General features: G+C 67.5%; 19 protein-coding genes. 15 read left to right on the top strand and 4 right to left on the bottom strand.

Translation table 11 applies throughout. The annotated features are described in order from the left end of the window. Positions 1–17 precede the first annotated feature (17 nt). Positions 18–212 carry a hypothetical protein gene (locus AC07NS_RS06460; protein WP_494602291.1) on the top strand — a complete coding sequence of 65 codons (195 nt, stop codon included), beginning with the start codon at positions 18–20 and terminating at the stop codon, positions 210–212. Between the two features lie 54 nt (positions 213–266). On the opposite strand, the gene AC07NS_RS06455 is transcribed toward AC07NS_RS06460, so the two are convergent. After that, positions 267–2336 (bottom strand): hypothetical protein, encoded by a 2070-nt coding sequence (locus AC07NS_RS06455; RefSeq protein WP_494602290.1) that lies wholly within the window; start codon positions 2334–2336, stop codon positions 267–269. Positions 2337–2685: 349 nt separating this feature from the next. On the opposite strand from AC07NS_RS06455, the gene AC07NS_RS06450 reads away from it, so the two are divergent. The 4 genes from AC07NS_RS06450 (at position 2686) to rfbB (ending at position 6325) form a co-directional block, all read left to right on the top strand. Continuing rightward, complete coding sequence (locus tag AC07NS_RS06450; protein WP_494602288.1) at positions 2686–3336, top strand: ABC transporter permease; 651 nt, start codon at positions 2686–2688, stop codon at positions 3334–3336. A 57-nt stretch (positions 3337–3393) separates the two neighbouring features. Next, the gene (locus AC07NS_RS06445; RefSeq protein ID WP_494602831.1) at positions 3394–4116 is read left to right on the top strand and encodes an ABC transporter ATP-binding protein; all 723 of its coding nucleotides are present in this window, start codon (positions 3394–3396) and stop codon (positions 4114–4116) included. 123 nt (positions 4117–4239) lie between these two features. Further along, complete coding sequence (locus AC07NS_RS06440; protein WP_494602286.1) at positions 4240–5238, top strand: STELLO glycosyltransferase family protein; 999 nt, start codon at positions 4240–4242, stop codon at positions 5236–5238. Between the two features lie 31 nt (positions 5239–5269). Next, positions 5270–6325 (top strand): dTDP-glucose 4,6-dehydratase, encoded by a 1056-nt coding sequence (gene rfbB, locus AC07NS_RS06435; protein ID WP_494602284.1) that lies wholly within the window; start codon positions 5270–5272, stop codon positions 6323–6325. A 112-nt stretch (positions 6326–6437) separates the two neighbouring features. Here the strand turns inward: rfbB and tkt are convergent, their stop codons facing one another. Next, positions 6438–8396 (bottom strand): transketolase, encoded by a 1959-nt coding sequence (gene tkt, locus AC07NS_RS06430; RefSeq protein ID WP_494602282.1) that lies wholly within the window; start codon positions 8394–8396, stop codon positions 6438–6440. Between the two features lie 203 nt (positions 8397–8599). Here tkt and AC07NS_RS06425 point away from each other — a divergent pair, with 203 nt between their 5' ends. Both AC07NS_RS06425 and AC07NS_RS06420 read left to right on the top strand, forming a co-directional pair. Then, positions 8600–10636 carry an NAD(+) synthase gene (locus tag AC07NS_RS06425; RefSeq protein WP_494602281.1) on the top strand — a complete coding sequence of 679 codons (2037 nt, stop codon included), beginning with the start codon at positions 8600–8602 and terminating at the stop codon, positions 10634–10636. 160 nt (positions 10637–10796) lie between these two features. After that, complete coding sequence (locus tag AC07NS_RS06420) at positions 10797–12116, top strand: mannose-1-phosphate guanylyltransferase/mannose-6-phosphate isomerase (protein ID WP_494602279.1); 1320 nt, start codon at positions 10797–10799, stop codon at positions 12114–12116. On the opposite strand, the gene AC07NS_RS06415 is transcribed toward AC07NS_RS06420, so the two are convergent. Continuing rightward, positions 12100–13254, bottom strand: a complete 1155-nt coding sequence (locus AC07NS_RS06415; RefSeq protein ID WP_494602277.1) for an AGE family epimerase/isomerase — start codon at positions 13252–13254, stop codon at positions 12100–12102. The genes AC07NS_RS06420 and AC07NS_RS06415 overlap by 17 nt on opposite strands. Positions 13255–13352: 98 nt before the next feature. Here AC07NS_RS06415 and AC07NS_RS06410 point away from each other — a divergent pair, with 98 nt between their 5' ends. The 8 genes from AC07NS_RS06410 (at position 13353) to AC07NS_RS06375 (ending at position 19229) form a co-directional block, all read left to right on the top strand. Beyond that, a complete protein-coding gene (locus AC07NS_RS06410) occupies positions 13353–13907 on the top strand; it encodes a D-glycero-alpha-D-manno-heptose-1,7-bisphosphate 7-phosphatase (protein ID WP_494602275.1) in 555 nt (184 codons plus the stop codon). Next, a complete protein-coding gene (gene rfbD, locus AC07NS_RS06405) occupies positions 13904–14782 on the top strand; it encodes a dTDP-4-dehydrorhamnose reductase (protein ID WP_494602273.1) in 879 nt (292 codons plus the stop codon). Before AC07NS_RS06410 ends, rfbD begins: the two co-directional genes overlap by 4 nt. An 82-nt stretch (positions 14783–14864) precedes the next feature. After that, positions 14865–15518, top strand: coding sequence for a fructose-6-phosphate aldolase (fsa, locus tag AC07NS_RS06400; protein ID WP_494602272.1), 654 nt, complete (start codon positions 14865–14867; stop codon positions 15516–15518). 150 nt (positions 15519–15668) lie between these two features. After that, positions 15669–15902 (top strand): hypothetical protein, encoded by a 234-nt coding sequence (locus AC07NS_RS06395; protein ID WP_494602271.1) that lies wholly within the window; start codon positions 15669–15671, stop codon positions 15900–15902. Positions 15903–16018: 116 nt separating this feature from the next. Then, positions 16019–17419 carry a pyridoxal-phosphate dependent enzyme gene (locus tag AC07NS_RS06390; RefSeq protein WP_494602269.1) on the top strand — a complete coding sequence of 467 codons (1401 nt, stop codon included), beginning with the start codon at positions 16019–16021 and terminating at the stop codon, positions 17417–17419. Positions 17420–17477: 58 nt separating this feature from the next. Next, positions 17478–17735: a type II toxin-antitoxin system ParD family antitoxin gene (locus tag AC07NS_RS06385; protein ID WP_494602268.1), complete on the top strand. Its 258-nt coding sequence runs from the start codon at positions 17478–17480 to the stop codon at positions 17733–17735. Beyond that, on the top strand, positions 17736–18041 hold the full coding sequence (locus AC07NS_RS06380) for a type II toxin-antitoxin system RelE/ParE family toxin (protein ID WP_494602266.1): 306 nt from the start codon (positions 17736–17738) through the stop codon (positions 18039–18041). A gap of 12 nt (positions 18042–18053) precedes the next feature. After that, positions 18054–19229 (top strand): trans-sulfuration enzyme family protein, encoded by a 1176-nt coding sequence (locus AC07NS_RS06375; RefSeq protein ID WP_494602264.1) that lies wholly within the window; start codon positions 18054–18056, stop codon positions 19227–19229. Here AC07NS_RS06375 and AC07NS_RS06370 read toward each other — a convergent pair. Then, on the bottom strand, positions 19156–20139 hold the full coding sequence (locus AC07NS_RS06370) for a mechanosensitive ion channel family protein (protein ID WP_494602263.1): 984 nt from the start codon (positions 20137–20139) through the stop codon (positions 19156–19158). The genes AC07NS_RS06375 and AC07NS_RS06370 overlap by 74 nt on opposite strands. Between the last annotated feature and the right edge of the window lie 76 nt (positions 20140–20215).

Here is a 20215-nt window from a genome sequence, read left to right as displayed (position 1 = left end):
GACATGGAGGCCGAAAGATGAACGCCAGGATCAAGAAGGTGCTGCACCGCGCGCTCTGGACCACGGGCGGCTTCAAGATCGAATTGGCCGTGATCGGCGCGGTGATCGCCGCCGTGCTGACCGCGGGCGCGATCTATTACATCGATCACGGTCCGCCGGTGCGTCAGGATCGAGGCCTCATAGAGCCCGCCGCCGCCGTACAACGACCCTGAACGCCCAAAAAAGCCCGCCGGGTTGGGAAACCTGGCGGGCTTTTGGGTTCGCTTCTAGTCGATCGCCTTCAGCCCCTTGAGGCCGGCGATCGCGGGCAGGACGTCGCCCGAGGTCGCCCGGCGCATCAGGTTCACCAGAAGGCTGGGTTCGATCAGATAGTCGCAATAGCCGCCTTGGCCCAGGTCGTTGACCTCGCTCACGGCCGGCGTCACCGGCATCTGGGCGCCGGGGCGCACTTCGCCCCAGAACTCCATCTGGGCCAGGTGGGCGCGCTCGGAGTGGGCGACGCCCGGCTTCTTGGCCAACCAGGTGACCAGGGTCAGGCCCGAACCGATCGTGGCGATGTAGGAATCCACCGCGAAGGCCCAGGTGATGCTGTCGCTCATCGACACGTCGAGTCCGCGATAGATCTTCACGGACGCGGGCACGCGCGCGGCGATTTCGTCAGCCATCTCGCCGCAGTCGGGCGTGCCGTCGAGATAGAGGGCCAGCCCACCGTTGCGCCGCGCCAGGTCCTCGGCGACGCGGACGATGGCGTCGACCTGATTGCGCAGCACCTTGTTGTGCGCCCGCAGATTGGCCCACAACCGGTAGGGAGCCTTGGCGGCCTCGGCGATATGACGCTTGGTCTCGGCCGACACGCCTTCGCTCGCCAGCTTGCGCAGGCGGGCGGCGGTTTCGTCATCGATCGCCAGCGTGGTCGCCCGAACGCAGAACAGGCGATTGCTGAGAATCTGGACGAACAGCTCCTGCTCGGTCTTGGCCTTGAAGGCCGTCAGCTCGCCGGCGTTGGACAGGATGCTGAAGGGATCGAGGAAGGCGTGCTTGTAGCTGACGACGTACTTTACGTTCTCCAGCCAGCCTTCCCGCTCGGCCTTCACCAGGCCCGCCATGTCGTTCCAGAAGAAGTGGCCCAGATTTTCGATCGTGGCGCTGAGCAGGGCCGACTTCGTCGGGCCGCTCAGATAGTCGGCCACGAGCGCGGCGTTCGACACGACCAGGCGCTTGAGCACGTTCACGGCGTCCTGCGGCGGACCCCAGTTGTAGAGGGGGTCCTGCAGGCGGAGGATGGTCTCCCGCCGCGGGAAGTAGGCGAAGATCTTGGCGCCCGACCAGCCGCCGACCGCGAGGTAGAACGGCTCGACGCCCTGGAAATAGTAGAAGAGGAAGGTCTGCTTACCGAGGTCGAACGGCGCCGGGACGGCGTGGGACGACCGCAGCAGCTCGCCCGAGATCGGGCAGAGGCAATAGACCGCCCCCTTGGCCAGGCCGGGCTTCTGGAACGCCGACTGCATCTCCGAGAGCTTGGCGAGGTAGGGAGACTGGATCGGCCGGCCGAGCGTGCCGACCGCCGCTTTCCGCAGGCGCGCGTCGAGGCCCGCATCACCGTCCATGCTGGCGTAGGCCGCCTCGAGGGCGAGATCTTCGTACGCCATCAGCCGGACGGTCGAAGGAATGAAGCCGTGCGCGGCCAGATGGCGTTCGGCGAACACCCCCAGCTCACCCCAGCCCTCGATGACCGTGGCCCCGGCCGTCTCCCGGATCCAGTTTTGGATGGCTTCCGGCTCCAGCCCCTCGGCGAACCCGGCCAGCGCCTTGGCGTCCATGCCGCTGTGCACGCTGTTCCAGACCTGGGCGGCGCTCGCGCCGCCCCGCGGCCAGGCGCCCTTGAACGCTTCGCTCTTCGAGGCGGAGGCGGCGAGGGTGCGCGCCCGCGCCTCGGCGAGCGACACGCGATCGGGAAGACGCGCCATGTCCGGCAAGTCGGCGACCCGCTCGATCGACACGCTTCGGAACACGAAGGGCTTGCCCCGCGAATGCACGCGGAACTCGACCGCGGTCGCATCCTTCAGCCGCGCCTCGAAGGGCACGCCGCTTCGGAGCTCGCTGATCGCATAGACCTTGCCGTGGCTATAGACGTCGATCGTGCCGATGTCGGCGTCATTCGCCGCAACGTCGACCGTCACCTCGTAGATCCCGTCGGGCAGGTCGCGATACGGCCCGTAGAGGACGAAGCCCTCCAGGCCCTTTTCGACGCTCAGAGCGCCGCCCGCGGTCCGTCCCCGCGCGGCTTCGGCGGCGACGAACAAGTCATCGGCAGTGAGTACCAGCGCGCCAGCCATCGTCATTTGAAAACCGCAATCATCTTGTTTCCACTCACTTACCGGTGCCTTCGCGTCTCATCTCCGAGGTGTCAAGCACCCCGCATCGCAAAGGCTTGAGGCAAGCCCCCCATCCTCTCAACCGTTCCAGGAAAAACCGATTGCGGATCGGCACTTTGCCCTATATCTCACACGACGGCTACTGCTAGACGCAGCCGAGGATTGAATGTTCTTAACGGGTATACGCCAAGCGCTTGGAGATCTTTCCAAGTCGATCGAGTTAAATCACGTCTGGCGATATTTTGCTCTACAAGACGTGGCTTCCAAGTACCGCCGAACCCTTCTTGGTCCACTTTGGATCTCGGCTGGTATGGTGACGACGTCACTGGCCCTTTCCTTGGTTTTTGGCGGACTCTTCGGCCAGAACATCGCCGACGTGCTCCCGTTCGTCGTCGCCGGCATTATCATGTTCTCTCTGATCGGCCTGCCCATCGGCGAGGCGCCGGAGGTGTTTGTCGCCTCAGCCGGCACGATCAAGAGCTACGCCTTCCCTTACATGACCTATGTCCTGCGGATGGTGACGCGGGCCTTCATCATTTTCGGGCACAATATTGCGGTCTACTTTGTCCTCGCGATTATTCTGCACCGCTTCGTGTGGCCGCACTGGTCTCTGTTGCCCGGCTTGGCGCTCGTCGCCATTTACATGGTCTTCGCAAGCACGATCGTCGGCGCCATGGCTGCGCGCTTCAAAGACGTGCGCTTCCTGATGCCCTATCTTGGGCAAATCCTATTCTTCCTGACGCCGATTTTCTGGAAGCCAGAGAATCTGCAAGGCGCCAGAGTTTTTATCCTGAAGTACAATCCGTTCTACTACATGCTGAACCTCCTGCGCGAACCGCTGCTGGGCCGCGCACCCGCCCTCCACGACTGGCTGGTCACCCTGCTCGTCCTCGCCACGGCGTTCGTCGTGTGGCTCCTGGTATTCTCTACGGTTCGACGCCGTATCGTATTCTGGCTGTGATCACCGGTTGGCGTTGATATGAAAAAGCCCCTGATTCAACTCAGTAATGTGCACTTGGTGTACCCGATCTATTCGGTCGGGTCGCAGTCCCTGCGGCATACGATCCTCAACATGGCCGTGGGCGGCCGGATCATGCGGAGCTCACGGGACATCGTCCATGTGATGGCGCTCAAGGGCGTGAGCTTCAGCATCAACGAAGGCGACCGTCTCGGCGTCATCGGCCACAACGGCTCCGGCAAGACCTCCCTGCTGAAGGTCCTGGCGGGCATCTACCAGACCGACCACGGCGTCGTGTCGGTCAACGGCACGATCTCGTCGATGCTGGACATCTCCCACGGCGTCGATCTCGACGCCACGGGCCTGGAAAACATCCAGAACCTGGGCCGCATGCGCGGTCTTTCGGGCAAGCAGATCAACGCCAAACTCCCGGAGATCGTCGAGTTCTCGGAGCTCGGCGGCTACATGAACCTGCCGATGAAGACCTACTCGGCGGGCATGGGCATGCGCCTGTTGTTCACCTTCGCCACCAGCTTCGAGCCCGACATCCTTCTGCTGGACGAGTGGCTGGGCGCGGGCGACTCCAACTTCGTCCACAAGGCGTCCGAGCGCATGGAGGCCGTCGTCGGCGGAGCGCGCGCGGTCGTGCTTGCCTCGCACTCCGACCACCTGATCCAGCGCGTGTGCAACAAGGTGCTCGTGCTCGTGAACGGCTCGGTCCAGTACTTCGGCGATACGCAGGAGTACTACGCCGCCAAGCAGGCGGAAGCCGAAGCCCATTGATGCTCAACAGGTTCGCCGCTTGACCGGCGAGCCCGCCAAGTCGTTTTTATGGACCCCGCCAGCAACGCTTCGCGCGCCGCGCGCTCGCGCAATCTCCGGGCGGCTTACAGTGGATATGGAATGATGGAAAAATACGCTGTCGTCGTGACCACCATCAACGCGCCCACTCGCGCCGTCGTCGAGATTGCTCGCGACTGCCCGCGCCTGGACGCCAAGTTCGTCATCATCGGCGACGGCAAGAGCCCGCCCGATTTCGTCCAGGACGGCGCCGACTATTATGACCTCGACGCCCAGACGGCGACGGGCTTCCGTTACGCCGCCATCGCGCCGTCGAAGCACTACGCCCGCAAGAACGTCGGTTATCTGATCGCCGCCCGCGAAGGCGCGACCGTGATCGTCGAGACCGACGACGACAACATCCCCGTCGACGAGTTCTGGACCCCGCGCACCCGCGTCCAGTCGGCCAAGGCGCTGCGCGAAACCGGCTGGACCAACCTCTACGCCTATTTCACCGAAACCCAGATCTGGCCCCGCGGCCTGCCGCTGGACACGATCACCGTCGCCCCGCCCGCCTTGCCGGACGGCGTGGAGGAGGTCGACTGCCCGATCCAGCAGGGTCTCGCGGACCAGAACCCGGACGTCGACGCCATCTTCCGTCTGGTCCTGCCGCTGCCGCTGGACTTCGACCGCCGCGACGAGCCGGTGGCCGTGGGTTCGGGCGCCTGGTGCCCGTTCAACAGCCAGAACACCACCTGGTGGCGCGACGCCTTCCCGCTGCTGTATCTGCCCTACTACTGCTCGTTCCGGATGACCGACATCTGGCGCAGCTTCGTCGCCCAGCGCATCGCCTGGACCAACGGTTGGTCGGTCCTGTTCCACAACGCCACGGTCTTCCAGGAGCGCAACGAGCACAGCCTGATCCGCGATTTCGAGGAAGAGATCCCGGGCTACCTCAACAACGACAAGATGGCGAAGGCGCTCGACGCCCTGGACCTCGCGCCCGGCGTCGAGAACATCCCGGACAACCTGCGCAAGTGCTACGCCATGCTGGTCGAAAAGGGCTGGGTCGGCGAGGGCGAAATCGAACTCCTGGAAGCCTGGCTCGCCGATATCGCGAACTGAGCGCTCGCCAGCACCCAGGAGACTTGAACAGATGAAGAAAATTCTTGTCACGGGCGGCGCCGGCTTCATCGGATCCGCGGTCTGCCGTCGACTGATCAAGCAGGGCTACGGCGTTCTCAACCTCGACAAGCTGACCTACGCGGCCAGCCTGGCCTCGTTGAACGAGATCGCGGACTCGCCCAACTATCAGCTGGTCGAAGCCGACATCTGCGACGCCGAAGCCGTGAAGGCCGCCATCGCGGCCTTCCAGCCCGATGCGATCATGCACCTGGCGGCGGAATCGCATGTCGATCGCTCCATCACCGGCGCGGGTCCGTTCATCCAGACCAACATCGTCGGGACCTTCGTCCTGCTGCAACAGGCTCTGGAGTACTGGACGGGCCTGTCGGGCGACCGCAAGGCGAACTTCCGGTTCCACCACGTCTCGACCGACGAGGTGTACGGTTCGCTGGGCGAGACGGGCCTGTTCACCGAACAGACGCCCTACGATCCGCGCTCGCCGTATTCGTCCTCCAAGGCCGCCTCGGATCACCTGGCCAGCGCCTGGTGGCACACCTATGGCCTGCCGGTCGTGATCTCCAACTGTTCGAACAACTACGGGCCGTATCACTTCCCAGAGAAGCTGATCCCGCTGATGATCCTCAACGCCCTGTACGGACAGAAACTGCCCGTCTACGGCGACGGCAGCAACGTGCGCGACTGGCTCTATGTCGACGACCACGCCGCGGCCCTCGAGCTGGTCTGTACGCAGGGCGTCCCCGGCGAGACCTACAATGTCGGCGGCCGCAACGAGCGCTCCAACCTCCAGGTCGTGAACGCCGTCTGCACCCTGGTGGACGAGTTGGCGGCCCCGCTCGCCGACGGCCAGCCGCGCACCAGCCTGATCACCTACGTCGTCGACCGCCCCGGTCACGACAAGCGTTACGCCATCGACGCCACCAAGCTGGAGACCGAGCTGGGCTGGCGCGCCGCGGAAACCTTCGAGACCGGCCTGCGCAAGACCGTCGAATGGTATCTGGCCAACGAGGCCTGGTGGGCGCCCCTGCGGGAGCGCTACGACGGGCAACGACTGGGCCTCAAGGCCTAGAAGGCTCGGGCGTTCGCGGCCTCAACAGAGGCCGACTTCGCGAGATCAGACAAGGAAAAGGGCTCCATTCCGATCGGAATGGAGCCCTTTTTTCGTCCCGAAGCGGAGCGGATCAGCCCGCGGCGGCGGCCACGGCTTCGGCGGTGATGCCGAACTCCTTGTAGAGGCGCTCGAACGGCGCCGAGGCGCCGAAGCCCGTCATGCCGACGAACTTGCCGTCCTCGCCGATGAAGCGCTCCCAGCCCTGGCGGATGCCGGCCTCGACGGCCACGCGCACCGGAGCGTCGCCGATCGTCGCCTTGCGGTAGGCGGCCGGCTGCTGGTCGAACAGCTCCCAGCAGGGAACCGAGACCACGCGGGTCGGCTTGCCCTGGCCTTGCAGGATCTCGCGGGCGGCGACGGCCAGGCCGACCTCGGTGCCGGTGGCGAAGATCGTCACTTCGGCCTCGCCGTCGGCGGCGATCAGTTCGTAGGCGCCCTTGGCGACCTGGTTCTCGCCGGCCGACGTGCGGACGTGCGGGGTCTTCTGGCGCGACAGGCACATGACCGACGGGGTGGTGTTCTGCTGCAGGGCCACCTGCCAGGCCTCGGCGGCTTCCACGGCGTCGGCCGGACGGAACACCAGGAGGTTGGGAATGGCGCGCAGGGAGGCGACCTGCTCGACCGGCTGGTGGGTCGGGCCGTCTTCGCCCAGGCCGATGGAGTCGTGGGTCATCACGTGGATGACCTTGGCCTGCATCAGGGCGCCCAGGCGGATCGCCGCGCGGCTGTAGTCGGCGAAGGCCAGGAAGGTGCCCGAGTACGGGATCACGCCGCCGTGCAGGGCCATGCCGTTCATCGCCGCGGCCATGCCGAACTCGCGCACGCCGTAGTGGACGTAGCGGCCGGCGTAGTCGGGCGTGTCATAGGCGCCCATGCCCTTGACCAGGGTGTTGTTCGAGCCGGTCAGGTCGGCCGAGCCGCCGATCATTTCCGGGATGGCCGGGATCAGCTGGTCCAGCGCCGAGCCCGAGTGCACGCGGGTGGCGTTGACCGGCTTGTTCTCGACGGCGGCGGCGATGTGGGCCTCGAGCTCCTCGAAGGCGTTCGCCGGCAACTGGCCCTTCACGGCGCGGGTCAGTTCGGCGCCCTTGTCCGAGGCGGCGACGGCGGCTTCCCAGGCCTTGCGGACGCGGGCGCCGCGGCGGCCGACGCTCTTCCAGGCCTTGGCGATGTCGTCCGGCACGGTGAACGGCGCGGCGTCCCAGCCCATGGCGGCGCGGGCGGCGACGATCTCGCTGTCGAACAGGGTGTAGCCGTGGCTGTGGGGGTCGCCTTCCTTCGGACCGGCGCCCTTCGAGATCAGCGTCTTGCACGCGATCATGGTCGGACGGTCCTGCTTGGTGGCCCAGCGCAGGGCGGCGGCGATCTTGCCGTGGTCGTGGCCGTCGACGACCTTCACGGCCCAGCCGGCGGCCTTGAAGCGCGCCACTTGGTCACCCGTCTCGGCGATGGTGGCCACGCCGTCGATGGTGGTGTTGTTGTCGTCGAAGAGCACCGTGAGCTTGGACAGCTTCAGGCGGCCAGCCAGGCTGATGGCTTCATGGCTGACGCCTTCCATCAGGCAGCCGTCGCCGGCGATCACCCAGGTGCGGTGATCGACGAGGTCCTTGCCGTAGACGGCGGCGAGGTGAGCCTCGGCCATCGCCATGCCGACCGAGGTGGCCAGGCCCTGGCCGAGCGGGCCGGTGGTGGTCTCGACGCCCGGGGTGTGGTGCACCTCGGGGTGGCCCGGCGTCAGCGAGCCCCACTGACGGAAGTTCTCGATCTCCTTCATCGTCACGGCCTTGTAGCCGGTCAGGTGAAGCAGGCTGTAGAGCAGCATCGAGCCGTGGCCGGCCGACAGCACGAAGCGGTCGCGGTCGGCCCAGTCGGGCTTGCTCGCGTCGAACTTCAGGAACTTGCTGAACAGCACGGTGGCCACGTCGGCCATGCCCATCGGCATGCCCTGGTGACCCGACTTGGCCTTGTGCACGGCCTCCATCGAAAGGACGCGGATGGCGTCGGCCATCTTGATCGGCGAGACGGGCATGGGGCTCTGGCTCTTCGGCTTTATATGTCTGTGGACGGCGGGGGGCGCCTGCGCGGCCCGCACGTGACATGCGAGGCCGCCAGGGTCAAGCAACCCGGGCGCAACGCCCGAAAGCTGCGGCCGCTATGCAACGGCCGGCGGAACGGCTATAGCAGGGTCCAGACTTATGCTCATTTTCAGCATAACCTCGAAAGGTCGGCCTCTTGGGTAGCCCGTCGTTCTTCTCGCCCTACCGCCACGGCTTCGTTCGCGTGGCCGCGGCCGTCCCCAAGGTGAAGCTGGCCGATCCGGCCGTGAACGCCGCCAGCGTGCTCGACCTCGTGCGCCAGGCGCACGACCAGGGCGTGGCCGCGATCGTCTTTCCGGAGCTGGGCCTGACCGGCTACTCCATCGACGACCTGCTGCAACAGGACGTGCTGCTCGACGCCGTCGAGGCGGCGATCGCGACCCTGGCGGAAGAGAGCAAGAGCCTCGCGCCGCTGTTCGTGGTCGGCGCGCCGCTGCGCGACGGAGGCCGGCTTTACAACACCGCCGTCGCCATCCAGGGCGGGCGAGTGCTGGGCGTCGTGCCCAAGAGCTTCCTGCCCAACTATCGCGAGTTCTACGAGCGCCGCTGGTTCACGCCGGGCGCCGGGGTGACCGGCAAGACCCTGCACCTGGCCGGCCAGGAGGTTCCGTTCGGGACCGACGTGCTGCTCCGCTCGGGCGGCGCGACGCCGTTCACGGTGGGCGTCGAGATCTGCGAGGACGTCTGGACGCCCAATCCGCCCAGCACCGCCCAGGCCCTGGCCGGGGCCGAGATCCTGCTGAACCTGTCGGCCAGCAACATCACCATCGGCAAGTCGGAGACACGCCGCCTGCTGTGCGCCAGCCAGTCGTCGCGGGCCATCGCGGCCTATGTCTATTCGGCGGCCGGGGCGGGCGAGAGCTCGACCGACGTCGCCTGGGACGGCCACCTCGACATCCACGAGATGGGCGCCCTGCTGGCCGAGACCGAACGCTTCTCGACCGGCCCGACCTGGACCTTCGCCGACATCGACGTCGAGCGCATCCGCCAGGAGCGCATGCGGGTGGGCAGCTTCGGCGACGCCATGGCCCTGGCCCCGCCCAAGGTTCCGTTCCGGATCGCCGCGTTCGACTTCACGCCGCCGGCCGGCGACCTCGCCCTGGCCCGGGCGATCGAGCGTTTCCCGTTCACGCCGTCGGATCCGGCCAAGCTGCGCGAGAACTGCTACGAGGCCTACAACATCCAGGTTCAGGGCCTGGCCCGGCGCATCGAGGCGACGAATTCGCAGAGCCTGGTGATCGGCATTTCGGGGGGCCTGGACTCCACCCACGCCCTGATCGTCGCCGCCAAGGCCATGGACCAGCTGGGCCGGCCGCGTTCGGACATCCGCGCCTACACCCTGCCCGGCTTCGCCACCTCCGACCGCACCAAGAGCAACGCCTGGGCGCTGATGCGGGCCATGGGCGTCACCGCGCAGGAGATCGACATCCGCCCGGCGGCCCGGCAGATGCTGGCCGACATGGGACACCCCTTCGCCAAGGGGGAGGCGGTCTACGATGTGACCTTCGAGAACGTGCAGGCGGGCCTGCGCACCGACTACCTGTTCCGCCTGGCCAACCACCACAAGGGCATGGTGGTGGGCACCGGCGACCTGTCGGAACTTGCCCTGGGCTGGTGCACCTACGGCGTCGGCGACCAGATGAGCCACTACAACCCAAACAGCGGGGTGCCCAAGACGCTGATCCAGCACCTGATCCGCTTCGTCTCGCATTCCGGCGACGTCGATGCGGCGACCACCGCCCTGCTGGACGACATCCTGGCCACCGAAATCTCGCCGGAACTGGTGCCGGGGGAAGAGGTGCAGGCCACCGAGAGCTTCGTGGGCCCCTACGCCTTGCAGGACTTCAACCTCTACTACATGACCCGCTACGGCATGGCGCCGTCGAAGATCGCCTTCCTGGCCTGGAGCGCCTGGCATGACGCCGAGCACGGCGCCTGGCCGGTCGGCCTGCCGGAAGCCGCGCGGCGGGCCTACGACCTGGCGGAGATCAGGAAGTGGCTCGAACTCTTCCTGCGCCGGTTCTTCAACAACCAGTTCAAGCGCTCGGCCCTGCCCAACGGCCCGAAGATCTCGTCGGGCGGCGCGCTTTCGCCCAGGGGCGACTGGCGCATGCCGTCGGACGCGAGCGCCGACGCGTGGCTGGCGGAACTGTTTGCGAACACGCCAAGCTAAATCTTCGCGCCAAAGGCCAAGTCGTCACCATCCAGCGCTAAAGAGGCGCGGAACACGGTTTTCTTCTGTTGACTGTACGGCGCTGACAGTGCCCAACGCCGTAACGGGAAAACCGTCTTCCTGTATGTGTTTCGACGGCGACGCGTGACGCGAGGACCAAGTGACGAAGCTTTATCCAGTGATCCTGTGCGGCGGTTCCGGTACTCGTTTGTGGCCCGCCTCGCGCCTCGACCGGCCCAAACAGTTCCTCAAGTTGCTCGGCCCGCATTCCAGCTTTCAGGAAACCCTGCTGCGCGTGCGCGACCTGGCCGCCGACCAGGAGATCATCATCGTCACCGGCGCGGCGATGATCGGCTTCGTCCGTGAGCAGGCGCGCGAGATCAACGTGCCGATCGTCGTCCTGGTCGAGCCCGAGGCGCGGGATTCCGCCCCCGCCGTGGCCGCCGCGGCCGCCTATATCGAAGCCGTCGATCCCGAGGCCGTCGCCCTGATGCTCGCCGCCGACCACCATGTCGGCGAGGTCGAACTGTTCAAGGACGCCGCGCGCCTCGCCGCCCAGGCGGCCGACCAGGGCTTCATCGTCACCTTCGGCGTGCGTCCGACCGGCCCGGCCACCGGCTTCGGCTACATCCGCCCCGGCCCCGCCGTCGATGCTGAGGGCGTCTTCAGGGTGGCCGCCTTCGTCGAGAAGCCGGATCTCGACCTGGCCAAGGTCTATGTCTCCGAGGGCTATCTCTGGAACAGCGGCAACTTCGCCTTCAAGGCCTCGACCATGCTGTCGGAGCTGGAGACCTTCGAGCCGACCATCGCCGAGGCGGCGCGGGCCTGCGTCGCCAAGGCCCGCGATGACGGCGCCTGCCTGCACCTGGACGCCGAAAGCTTCGCCGGCGCGTCCAAGAAGTCGCTCGACTACGCCGTCATGGAACGCACCGACAAGGCCGCGGTGGTTCCGGCGGTCTTCGCCTGGTCGGACCTGGGCGCCTGGGACGCCATCTGGGGGGCCTCGCCCCAGGACGGCCACGGCAACGCCGCCCAGGGCGACGTGACCCTGATCGACTCCCGCGGCGTGCTGGCGCGATCGACCGGCCCGTTCGTCGGCGCCATCGGCGTGTCGGACCTGATGATCGTGGCCGAGCCCGACGCGGTGCTGGTCTGCCGCCGGGACGACGCCCAGGCCGTCAAGACCCTGGTCGATCGGCTGAAGGCCAACGGCCGCGACCTGGCCCAGCGGCATCCCGTCTCCGAGGCCGACGGCGTCGAACGCCGGGTTCTGGAACGGACGGCGCAGGCCTGTGTCGAGATCTGGCGGTTCGCGGCCGGCGCCGCCGTCGGCGTGCGCGGCGCCCAGATCCAGGTCCTGCAGGGACGCCTGCAGGGCGCGGATCGCGACCTGACGGCGGGCGACTTCGCCGTGCTCGCCGAAGGTCAGCCCCTGACGGCGTCGGAAGCCTCGACCGTCCTCGTCACGACCTTTTCGTGACGAACCGGTCCAGCTCCAGGATCGCGCAGACGATGTGATAGAACGAGCTGGCCGGCGCCGGCTCGTCCACGAAGCTTCCGTCGGCCTGGAGCTTGTCGCGCCACAGGCCCGGAACCGCCACGTCGAGATATTTGAGCAGGGCCTCGGCGCCGTCGGCGGCGGTTTCGGCGAAGGCCGCCTCGCCGGTGACGTCGGCGGCCAGCACCCCGGCCTTGATCCACTCCGTCTGGGCCCACAGGCGCGCGACGTCGTCGTGCACGCTCATGTCGTCCAGCAGGGCGAAGATGGCCACGCCGCGGGCCGGATCGACGCCCGGACCCTTGCCGATCTCGATCATTCGCAGGGCCGCGGCCCTGGCGTCTTCGCGACCCGCCAGCGCGCCCCAGCGCAGCAGCAGCCAGGCCCATTCGAACTGGTGGCCGGGCTCGACGATGCGGCCGGCCACGCCCTCGGCGGCGTTCCAGTCGCCGTCATAATATTCGCGCAGGCCGCCGCTGACCGGATCGATGAACTTCGAGAGCGCGAGTTCGGCGATCTCGTCGGCCAAGGCGCGCCAGCCCGCATCGCCGCCCGCCTCGACCCAGGCCAGGCTGGCCTCGAACATGTGCATGTGCGGGTTGGACAGCAGCGGCAGGGTGCGCGGAACGCTCTCCTCGAAGCCGGCCACCGGATGCTTCAGCCGGGCGTGAAGGGCGGCGCGCAGGTCCAGGGCGATGCGGGGCAGGTCTTCGCGTTCGGGCAGGGCCTGGCTGGCCAGGGCCAGGCCGAACAGGCCGAACGCCTGGTCGTAGAGGTCGACCTTGTCGTCCAGCGGCGCGCCGTCCGACGCCACCAGCGTGCGGAAGAAGCCGTCCGGACGACGATAGCGCGCCAGGTAGAACTCCAGGCCATGCTCCAGCGCCTCGCGCCAGGGCCCGTCCCAGCCCAGCATGCCGGCGGCGGCGTAGGAATAGATCTGGCGCGGCTGCACCCGGGCGCGGCGGGGCGCCTCGACCGGCGTTCCGTCCTGGTCGATCTTCTCGAAGAAGCCGCCCTTCTCGTGGTCCGCCCCCACCGTCCACCACAGAGGGAAGGCGTCGTTCAGCGCCCAGGCCTTGAGCTGGTCGCGAAGGCGGACGAGGCGGGCCGGAACGGTCATGCGGTTCTCCAATGGGATCGAGCGTTTCTAGCGGCAGCCGGCCGGCGCGCAACCCTCGGCTTGTGACGGGCGGGGCCGTCGCGTAATGGCGTGATGCGATGCTTGATCCCAGACCCCTGAAGGCCGTCTTTTTCGACCGCGACGGCGTCCTCAACGTCGATCACGGCTATGTCCACGACCCGGCCGACCTGGAATGGATCCCGGGGGCGCGCGAGGCGATCGCGGCCCTGACCGCGGCGGGGGTGCTCTGCATCGTGGTCACCAACCAGTCCGGCGTCGCCCGCGGCTATTACGGCGAGGACGCGGTCCACGCCCTGCACGCCCACATGCAGGGGGAACTGACCGTGCTGGGCGGAGAAATCACCGCCTTCTACCACTGCCCGTTCCACGCGGACGCGGTCGTCGAGGCCTATCGCTGCGAGGACCATCCCGACCGCAAGCCCAATCCCGGCATGATCGTGCGCGGCCTGGCCGAGAACGGCCTGTCGGCGGAGGACTGCGTGCTGGTGGGCGACAACGGCAGCGACGTCGAGGCGGCCCGCCGGGCCGGCATGGAGGGCTTCCTGTTCTCGGGCGGGGATCTGCTGGCCTTCCTGAAGGCGCGACTGGGGTCGCGTTTCCCCACGCCGGCCGGGGACAGGACGACGGCGTGATCCGCATCCTGCAGTTCGGCGCGACCGGCCAGACGGCCCAGGCGATGATCGCCACGGCCGCCGGCCGCGCACAGCTGCGGGCCCTGTCCCGGCAGGACGTCGATCTGACGGACCTGGCGGCCGTCGAACGGGCGATCGCCGCCGCCGACTGCGACCTCGTCCTCAACTGCGCCGGCTTCACCCTGGTCGACAAGGCCGAGACCGAGCCCGAGGCGGCGCGGGCCGCCAACGCCCTGGCGCCGGCCGCCATGGCGCGCGCCTGCGCGGCGCGGAGCCTGCCACTCGTGCACCTCTCCACCGACTGCGTGTTCGACGGGACGCTGGGTCGCCCCTACCGTGAGGAAGACCGGCCCAACCCGCTCTCGGTCTATGGCCGCACCAAGCTCGACGGCGAGACCCCGGTCCTGGCCTGGGAGAAAGGCGTCGTGCTGCGTATCTCGTGGGTGTTCTCGCGGTATGGCCGCAACTTCCTGCGCGCCATGCTGCAGCTTGGACGCACGCGCGACGAACTGCGGCTGGTCGCCGACCAGTACGGCTGCCCGACGGACGCGGTCGCGCTGGCCGACTTCGTGCTCGGCGCCGCGCCCCGGTGGACGACCGCCAAGGCCGGCGATCCGGTTTTCGGCCTCTTCCACTTCAACAACGGCCAAGCGACCTCCCGTCACGACATGGCGCTCGCCGCACTGGCGCGCGATCCAGCCATGCGGGCGCGGGTCCTCCCGGTGGCCAAGGCCGATTTCCCCGAACCCGCGGCGCGTCCGCTGAACGGCGTGCTCGACAATGGCAAGGCGACGACGGTGTTCGGCTGGCGTGCGGAGCCGTGGGCGCCGGCGGTGGCGCGCGCGGCCGACCAGATCCTCGACCAGGGCGTCTGACCCGCGCGAAATCCTGGCGCGGGCCGCCCCGAGCGGCTAAACCGACCGCAAACCCCTCCACGAAAAAGACCCGCGCAGAGCCATGCAGATCTTCCTCGACAGCACCGACACCAAGGTCATCGCCGACGCCGCCGCCACCGGCCTCGTCGACGGCGTCACCACCAACCCGACCCTGATCGCCAAGGCCGGCCGCCCGATGCTCGAGGTGATCGCCGAGATCTGCGACCTTGTTCCCGGCCCGATCAGCGCCGAAGTCGCCGCCACCACCGCCGACGCCATGATCGCCGAAGGCACGAAGCTTGCCGGCATCGCGCCGAACGTGGTCATCAAGCTGCCGCTGACCCGCGACGGCCTGATCGCCTGCAACCACTTCGCCAACGAAGGCGTGAACACCAACGTCACCCTGTGCTTCTCGCCGACCCAGGCCCTGCTGGCCGCCAAGGCCGGCGCGACCTACGTCTCGCCGTTCATCGGCCGCCTGGACGACTACGGCTTCGACGGCATGGACCTGATCCGCGACATCCGCACGATCTACGACAACTACGGCTACGAGACCGAGATCCTGGCCGCCTCGGTGCGCAACGCCGCCCACGTCAAGGAAGCCGCGATCGTCGGCGCCGACGTCGTCACCATCCCGCCGGCGGTGTTCGCCGACCTCTTCAAGCACCCGCTGACCGACAAGGGCCTTGAGCAGTTCCTGAAGGACTGGGCCGGCACCGGTCAGTCGATCCTGTAGTTCGGGCGATTTTCCGAGGGTCGAAAACCCTTATTTCACAAGGCGCGGCCTCGGATTCGTCCGGGGCCGTACTTTTTTGCAACTGCGAAGGTGGTTCGCAAACGCGAACTCGTGCGTTAGGGTCGGGAAACCTCGTCGAGGAGCGCGCCCATGAAAGCCGCCGATATCGCCGTCGACATCTGCCTAGCCTCCGCCGAGGAAGCCGTGCGGTTCTCGCGCTTCGTGCAGAGCTTCCTGGCCAGCAACGGCTTTCCGTTCGTGATGATCCACAACGCGCCCGAACTGGAGGGCGAACGCCGCAAGGTGGTGTTCGAGGACGCCGGCGTCGGCCGCAAGTTCGCTCTCGAATGGCGCATGGACCGTCTGGCCGCCAGTGGGGCTTGAAGCTGGCGCCTGAAGCCGGGTCCGAACGCTGCGGCCAAGCTTGAAGAACGGCGTTTCCCGTTTCTGATTTTGCGCGTTAGACAGGATATCCTTTCTTCCTGTCGCGGAGTCGCGCCATGAACGACCCCAAATTCGCCCTGCCACCGGTCGCTGGTTCCGCGCTCGACCTGATCGGCCGCACCCCGATGCTGGAGGTGCGCAACCTCGACACCGGCCCCTGCCGCCTGTTCCTGAAGCTGGAAAGCCAGAACCCCGGCGGCTCGATCAAGGACCGCGTGGCCCGCTCGATGATCGAGGCGGCCGAGGCCGACGGCTCGCTGAAGCCCGGCGGGACGATCATCGAGGCCACCGCCGGCAACACGGGCCTGGGCCTGGCCCAGGTGGCGGCGCTGAAGGGCTACAAGCTGATCCTGATCGTCCCCGACAAGATGGCGCGCGAGAAGATCCTGCACCTGCGGGCCATGGGCGTGGACGTGCGCCTGACCCGCAGCGACGTCGGCAAGGGCCATCCGGAATACTACCAGGACATGGCCCAGGCCCTGGCCCAGTCGATCTCCGGGGCGATCTACGCCAACCAGTTCGAGAACCCGGCCAATCCGCGCGCCCACTACGTTGGCACCGGTCCCGAGATCCTCGCCCAGATGGACGGCGACGTCGACGCCGTGGTGGTCGGGGTCGGTTCGGGCGGCACGCTGACGGGCGTCGGCCGCTACATGGCCGAGCAGTCGCCGAAGACCAAGATGGTGCTGGCCGACCCGGTCGGCTCGATCCTCTGCGACTACGTGGCGACCGGAACCTACGGCGAGGCCGGCTCGTGGATCGTCGAGGGCATCGGCGAGGACTTCATCCCCGACAACGCCCAGATGGACCTGGTCTCCAAGGCCTATTCGATCAGCGACCGCGAAAGCGTCGACACCGCCCGCCTGCTGTTGCGCAAGGAGGGCGTGCTGGCCGGTTCCTCGTCGGGCACCCTGCTGGCGGCGGCCCTGCGCTATTGCCGCGAGCAGACGGAAGCCAAGCGGGTGGTCACCCTGGTCTGCGACACCGGCGCCAAGTACCTGACCAAGATGTTCAACGACATGTGGCTGGCCGCCCACGGCTTCGACCAGCGTGAGCTGCACGGCGACCTGCGCGACCTGATCGCCAAGCGCTACGCCGACGGCGGCGTCATCGCCATCGGCCCCGGCGACACCCTTCTGACCGCCTACAACCGCATGCGCTCGAGCGACATCAGCCAACTGCCGGTGGTCGATCACGGCAGGCTGGTGGGCATTCTCGACGAGAGCGACATCCTGGCGGCCGTCGAGGGCCGCGACGAACATCGCGGCGCCCGCTTCAAGACCCCGGTCGCCGAGGCCATGACCCGCAAGGTCAACACCCTGCAGGCCCACCAGGGCGTCGAGGTGCTGCCCGACGTCTTCGATCGCGACGAGGTGGCCCTGGTGGTCGACGGCGAGGAGTTCCTGGGCGTGATCACCCGGGTCGACCTGCTCAACCACCTGCGGCTGGAGGCGTGAGCAAGTTGCGGAAATGTTCTGCCGGAGTCATGCTGGCGTCCAAGCGTAGGGTCCGATCATGGAAGTCTCTCTGAAGCCCGATCTTGAGCAGTTCGCCCGCGATTGCGTCGCCGACGGCCGCTACGAGGACGTCGGGGCGGTGATCAAGGCTGCGCTTGCCCTACTGCAGGAGCAGGAGGAACGACGGAAGCGGCTGAGCGACTCGCTGGACGAGGCGATGGCGGAGGCTGATCGCGACGGCTGTTTCACCGCTGCCGAAGTTGCGGCGGAAATGAGGGCCGCGATAGAAACGGCCGCCAGGGAAGCTGTGAAATAGATGGCGCCGGCGACGATCGCGCCGCAAGCCAGGCGTGAACTTCTCGCCGCTTCGAACTGGATTTCCGCCGATAGTCCGCGCGCGGCGCTGAGACTGACGGAGACCATGTTGGCCGCCGCCGACGCCCTGGGCCGCAATCCTTATCTCGGCCAGGAGCAGCCGGATCTTGTTCGACCACCCTTTCGTCTGTTCAGGCTGAAAGGATTTCCCTACGTCCTGGCCTACAATCCGTCTCGAAGGCCGCCGGTGATCGCACGCCTGCTGCACGAGGCCCGCGACCTGGCCGACGCCCTCAAATCCCTCTGACGTCGAGATCCCATGACCGACATCCCCGGCAAGAACCGCCTGGCCTTCGCCACCCGCGCGATCCATGGCGGCCAGTTTCCCGATCCCAGCACCGGCGCCGTCATGGTGCCGATCTACGCCACCTCGACCTACGTCCAGTCGAGCCCCGGCGAGCACAAGGGCTTCGAGTACAGCCGCAGCCAGAACCCCACCCGCTTCGCCTTCGAGCGCTCGATCGCCGACCTGGAGAGCGGCAGCGCCGGCTTCGCCTTCGCCTCGGGCCTGGCGGCGGCCTCGACGATCCTGGAGATCCTCGACAGCGGCGCCCACGTGATCGCCAGCGACGACCTCTATGGCGGCTCGTTCCGGCTGTTCGAGCGGGTGCGCAAGCGCTCGGCCGGCCTGTCGTTCAGCTTCGTCGACATGGCCGACGTCTCGGCCATCGAGGCGGCGATCCGGCCCGAGACGAAGATGATCTGGGTCGAGACCCCCACCAATCCGATGCTGCGCTTGGCCGACCTGGAGGCGATCGCTGCCCTGGCCAAGCGCCGCGGCCTGATCACCGTGGCCGACAACACCTTCGCCAGCCCCTACGTCCAGCGGCCGCTGGAGCTGGGCTTCGACATCGTCATGCACTCGGCCACCAAGTACCTGAACGGCCACTCCGACGTGGTCGCGGGCGTGGCCGTGGTCGGCGACAACGCCGAGATCGCCGACAAGCTGAAGTTCCTGCAGAACGCCGTCGGCGCGGTGCTGGGGCCGTTCGACAGCTTCCTGGCGCTGCGCGGGGTCAAGACCCTGGCCCTGCGCATGCAGCGGGCCTGCGACAGCGCTCTGGAGATCGCCCAGTGGCTGGCCACCCGCAAGGACGTCGAGCGGGTGATCTATCCGGGCCTGGAGAGCCACCCCCAGCACGCCCTGGCCCGCCGCCAGATGCATGGCGGCTACGGCGGCATCATCTCGGTGGAGCTGAAAGGCGACGAGGCCACGGCGCGCCGGATGCTGGAGCGCACGCGCCTCTTCACGCTCGCCGAGAGCCTGGGCGGGGTCGAGAGCCTGATCGAGCATCCGGCGATCATGACCCACGCCTCGATCCCGGCCGATCAGCGCAAGGCGCTGGGGATCAGCGACACCCTCATCCGGCTTTCGGTGGGGATCGAGGACTGCTCGGATCTGATTTCCGACCTCTCCTCGGCGCTTTCAGCTTGAACAGGTGATGGTCCTTGTCGCCGGGCATGGCCGGCGACGGGTCCGGAGCCTTGGACGGGCGCGGGGGCGGCAGCACCCGCGTCGGATCTTCGGCCAGCAAATGGGCGGCCAGCATCAGGTCGGTCTTGACCGGACCGAAGTCCTCCTTGGCCGTCCAGACGCGGATCGCGGCCTGGGCGAAGGCCTCCGACAGGTCGACGACCTCGATCATCGGCGCGGGATCCTTGCGCACCCGCGGATCGCTTTCGGCCCGCTCGCGCATCTTCTGCAGCACGGCCACCAAGTCGGTCTTCAGCGGCACCTTGAACAGCACGTCGGCGCGGCGGTTGCGGTGAGTCGAGTAGTTGAGGATGACGTCGCCGAACACCTTGCTGTTGGGGATCATCACCTTGACGTTGTCGGGCGTGGCGATCTCGGTGAACAGCAGGTCCAGCGACTTGACCGTGCCCTGGCGGGTGGCCGTCTCGATGACGTCGCCGACGCGGTAGGGGCGGAACAGCAGGATCATCACCCCGGCCGCCACGTTCGACAGCGCGCCCTGCAAGGCCAGGCCGATGGCCAGCGAGGCCGCGCCCAGCACGGCGATGATCGAGGTCGCCTGCACGCCCAGTTGCTGCAGCACCGCCACCAGGCCGATGGCGACCACGGCGTAGCGCACCAGCGAGGAGACGAAGCTCTCCAGCGTCGGGTCGGGATTGGTGCGATGCACCCGGCTCAACGCCCGCCTGGCCACCCCGGCCAGCCAGCCGGCCGCCCAGAAGGTGACGAACAGGATGAGGGCGGCGACGACCAGGTTGACGGCCACCTTGCCCAGCCAGTCGAGGAAATGCCCGAACATGGTCTCGTCGGCCTTGATGTTGGCGATGGACGGAAGATTGAGGTCGGCGGGTACGGTACTGGGCTTGCTCATAGGTCTCTCGATGGCGCCCCCGCGCCGGCCGGTCAACGAAGCGCGGTGAAGGTTCGTTCCAAACGACAGATCCTCC

The organism is Caulobacter sp. GW821-FHT10A10 (assembly GCF_059415745.1).
This window is presented reverse-complemented; position numbering and strand designations above follow the sequence as displayed.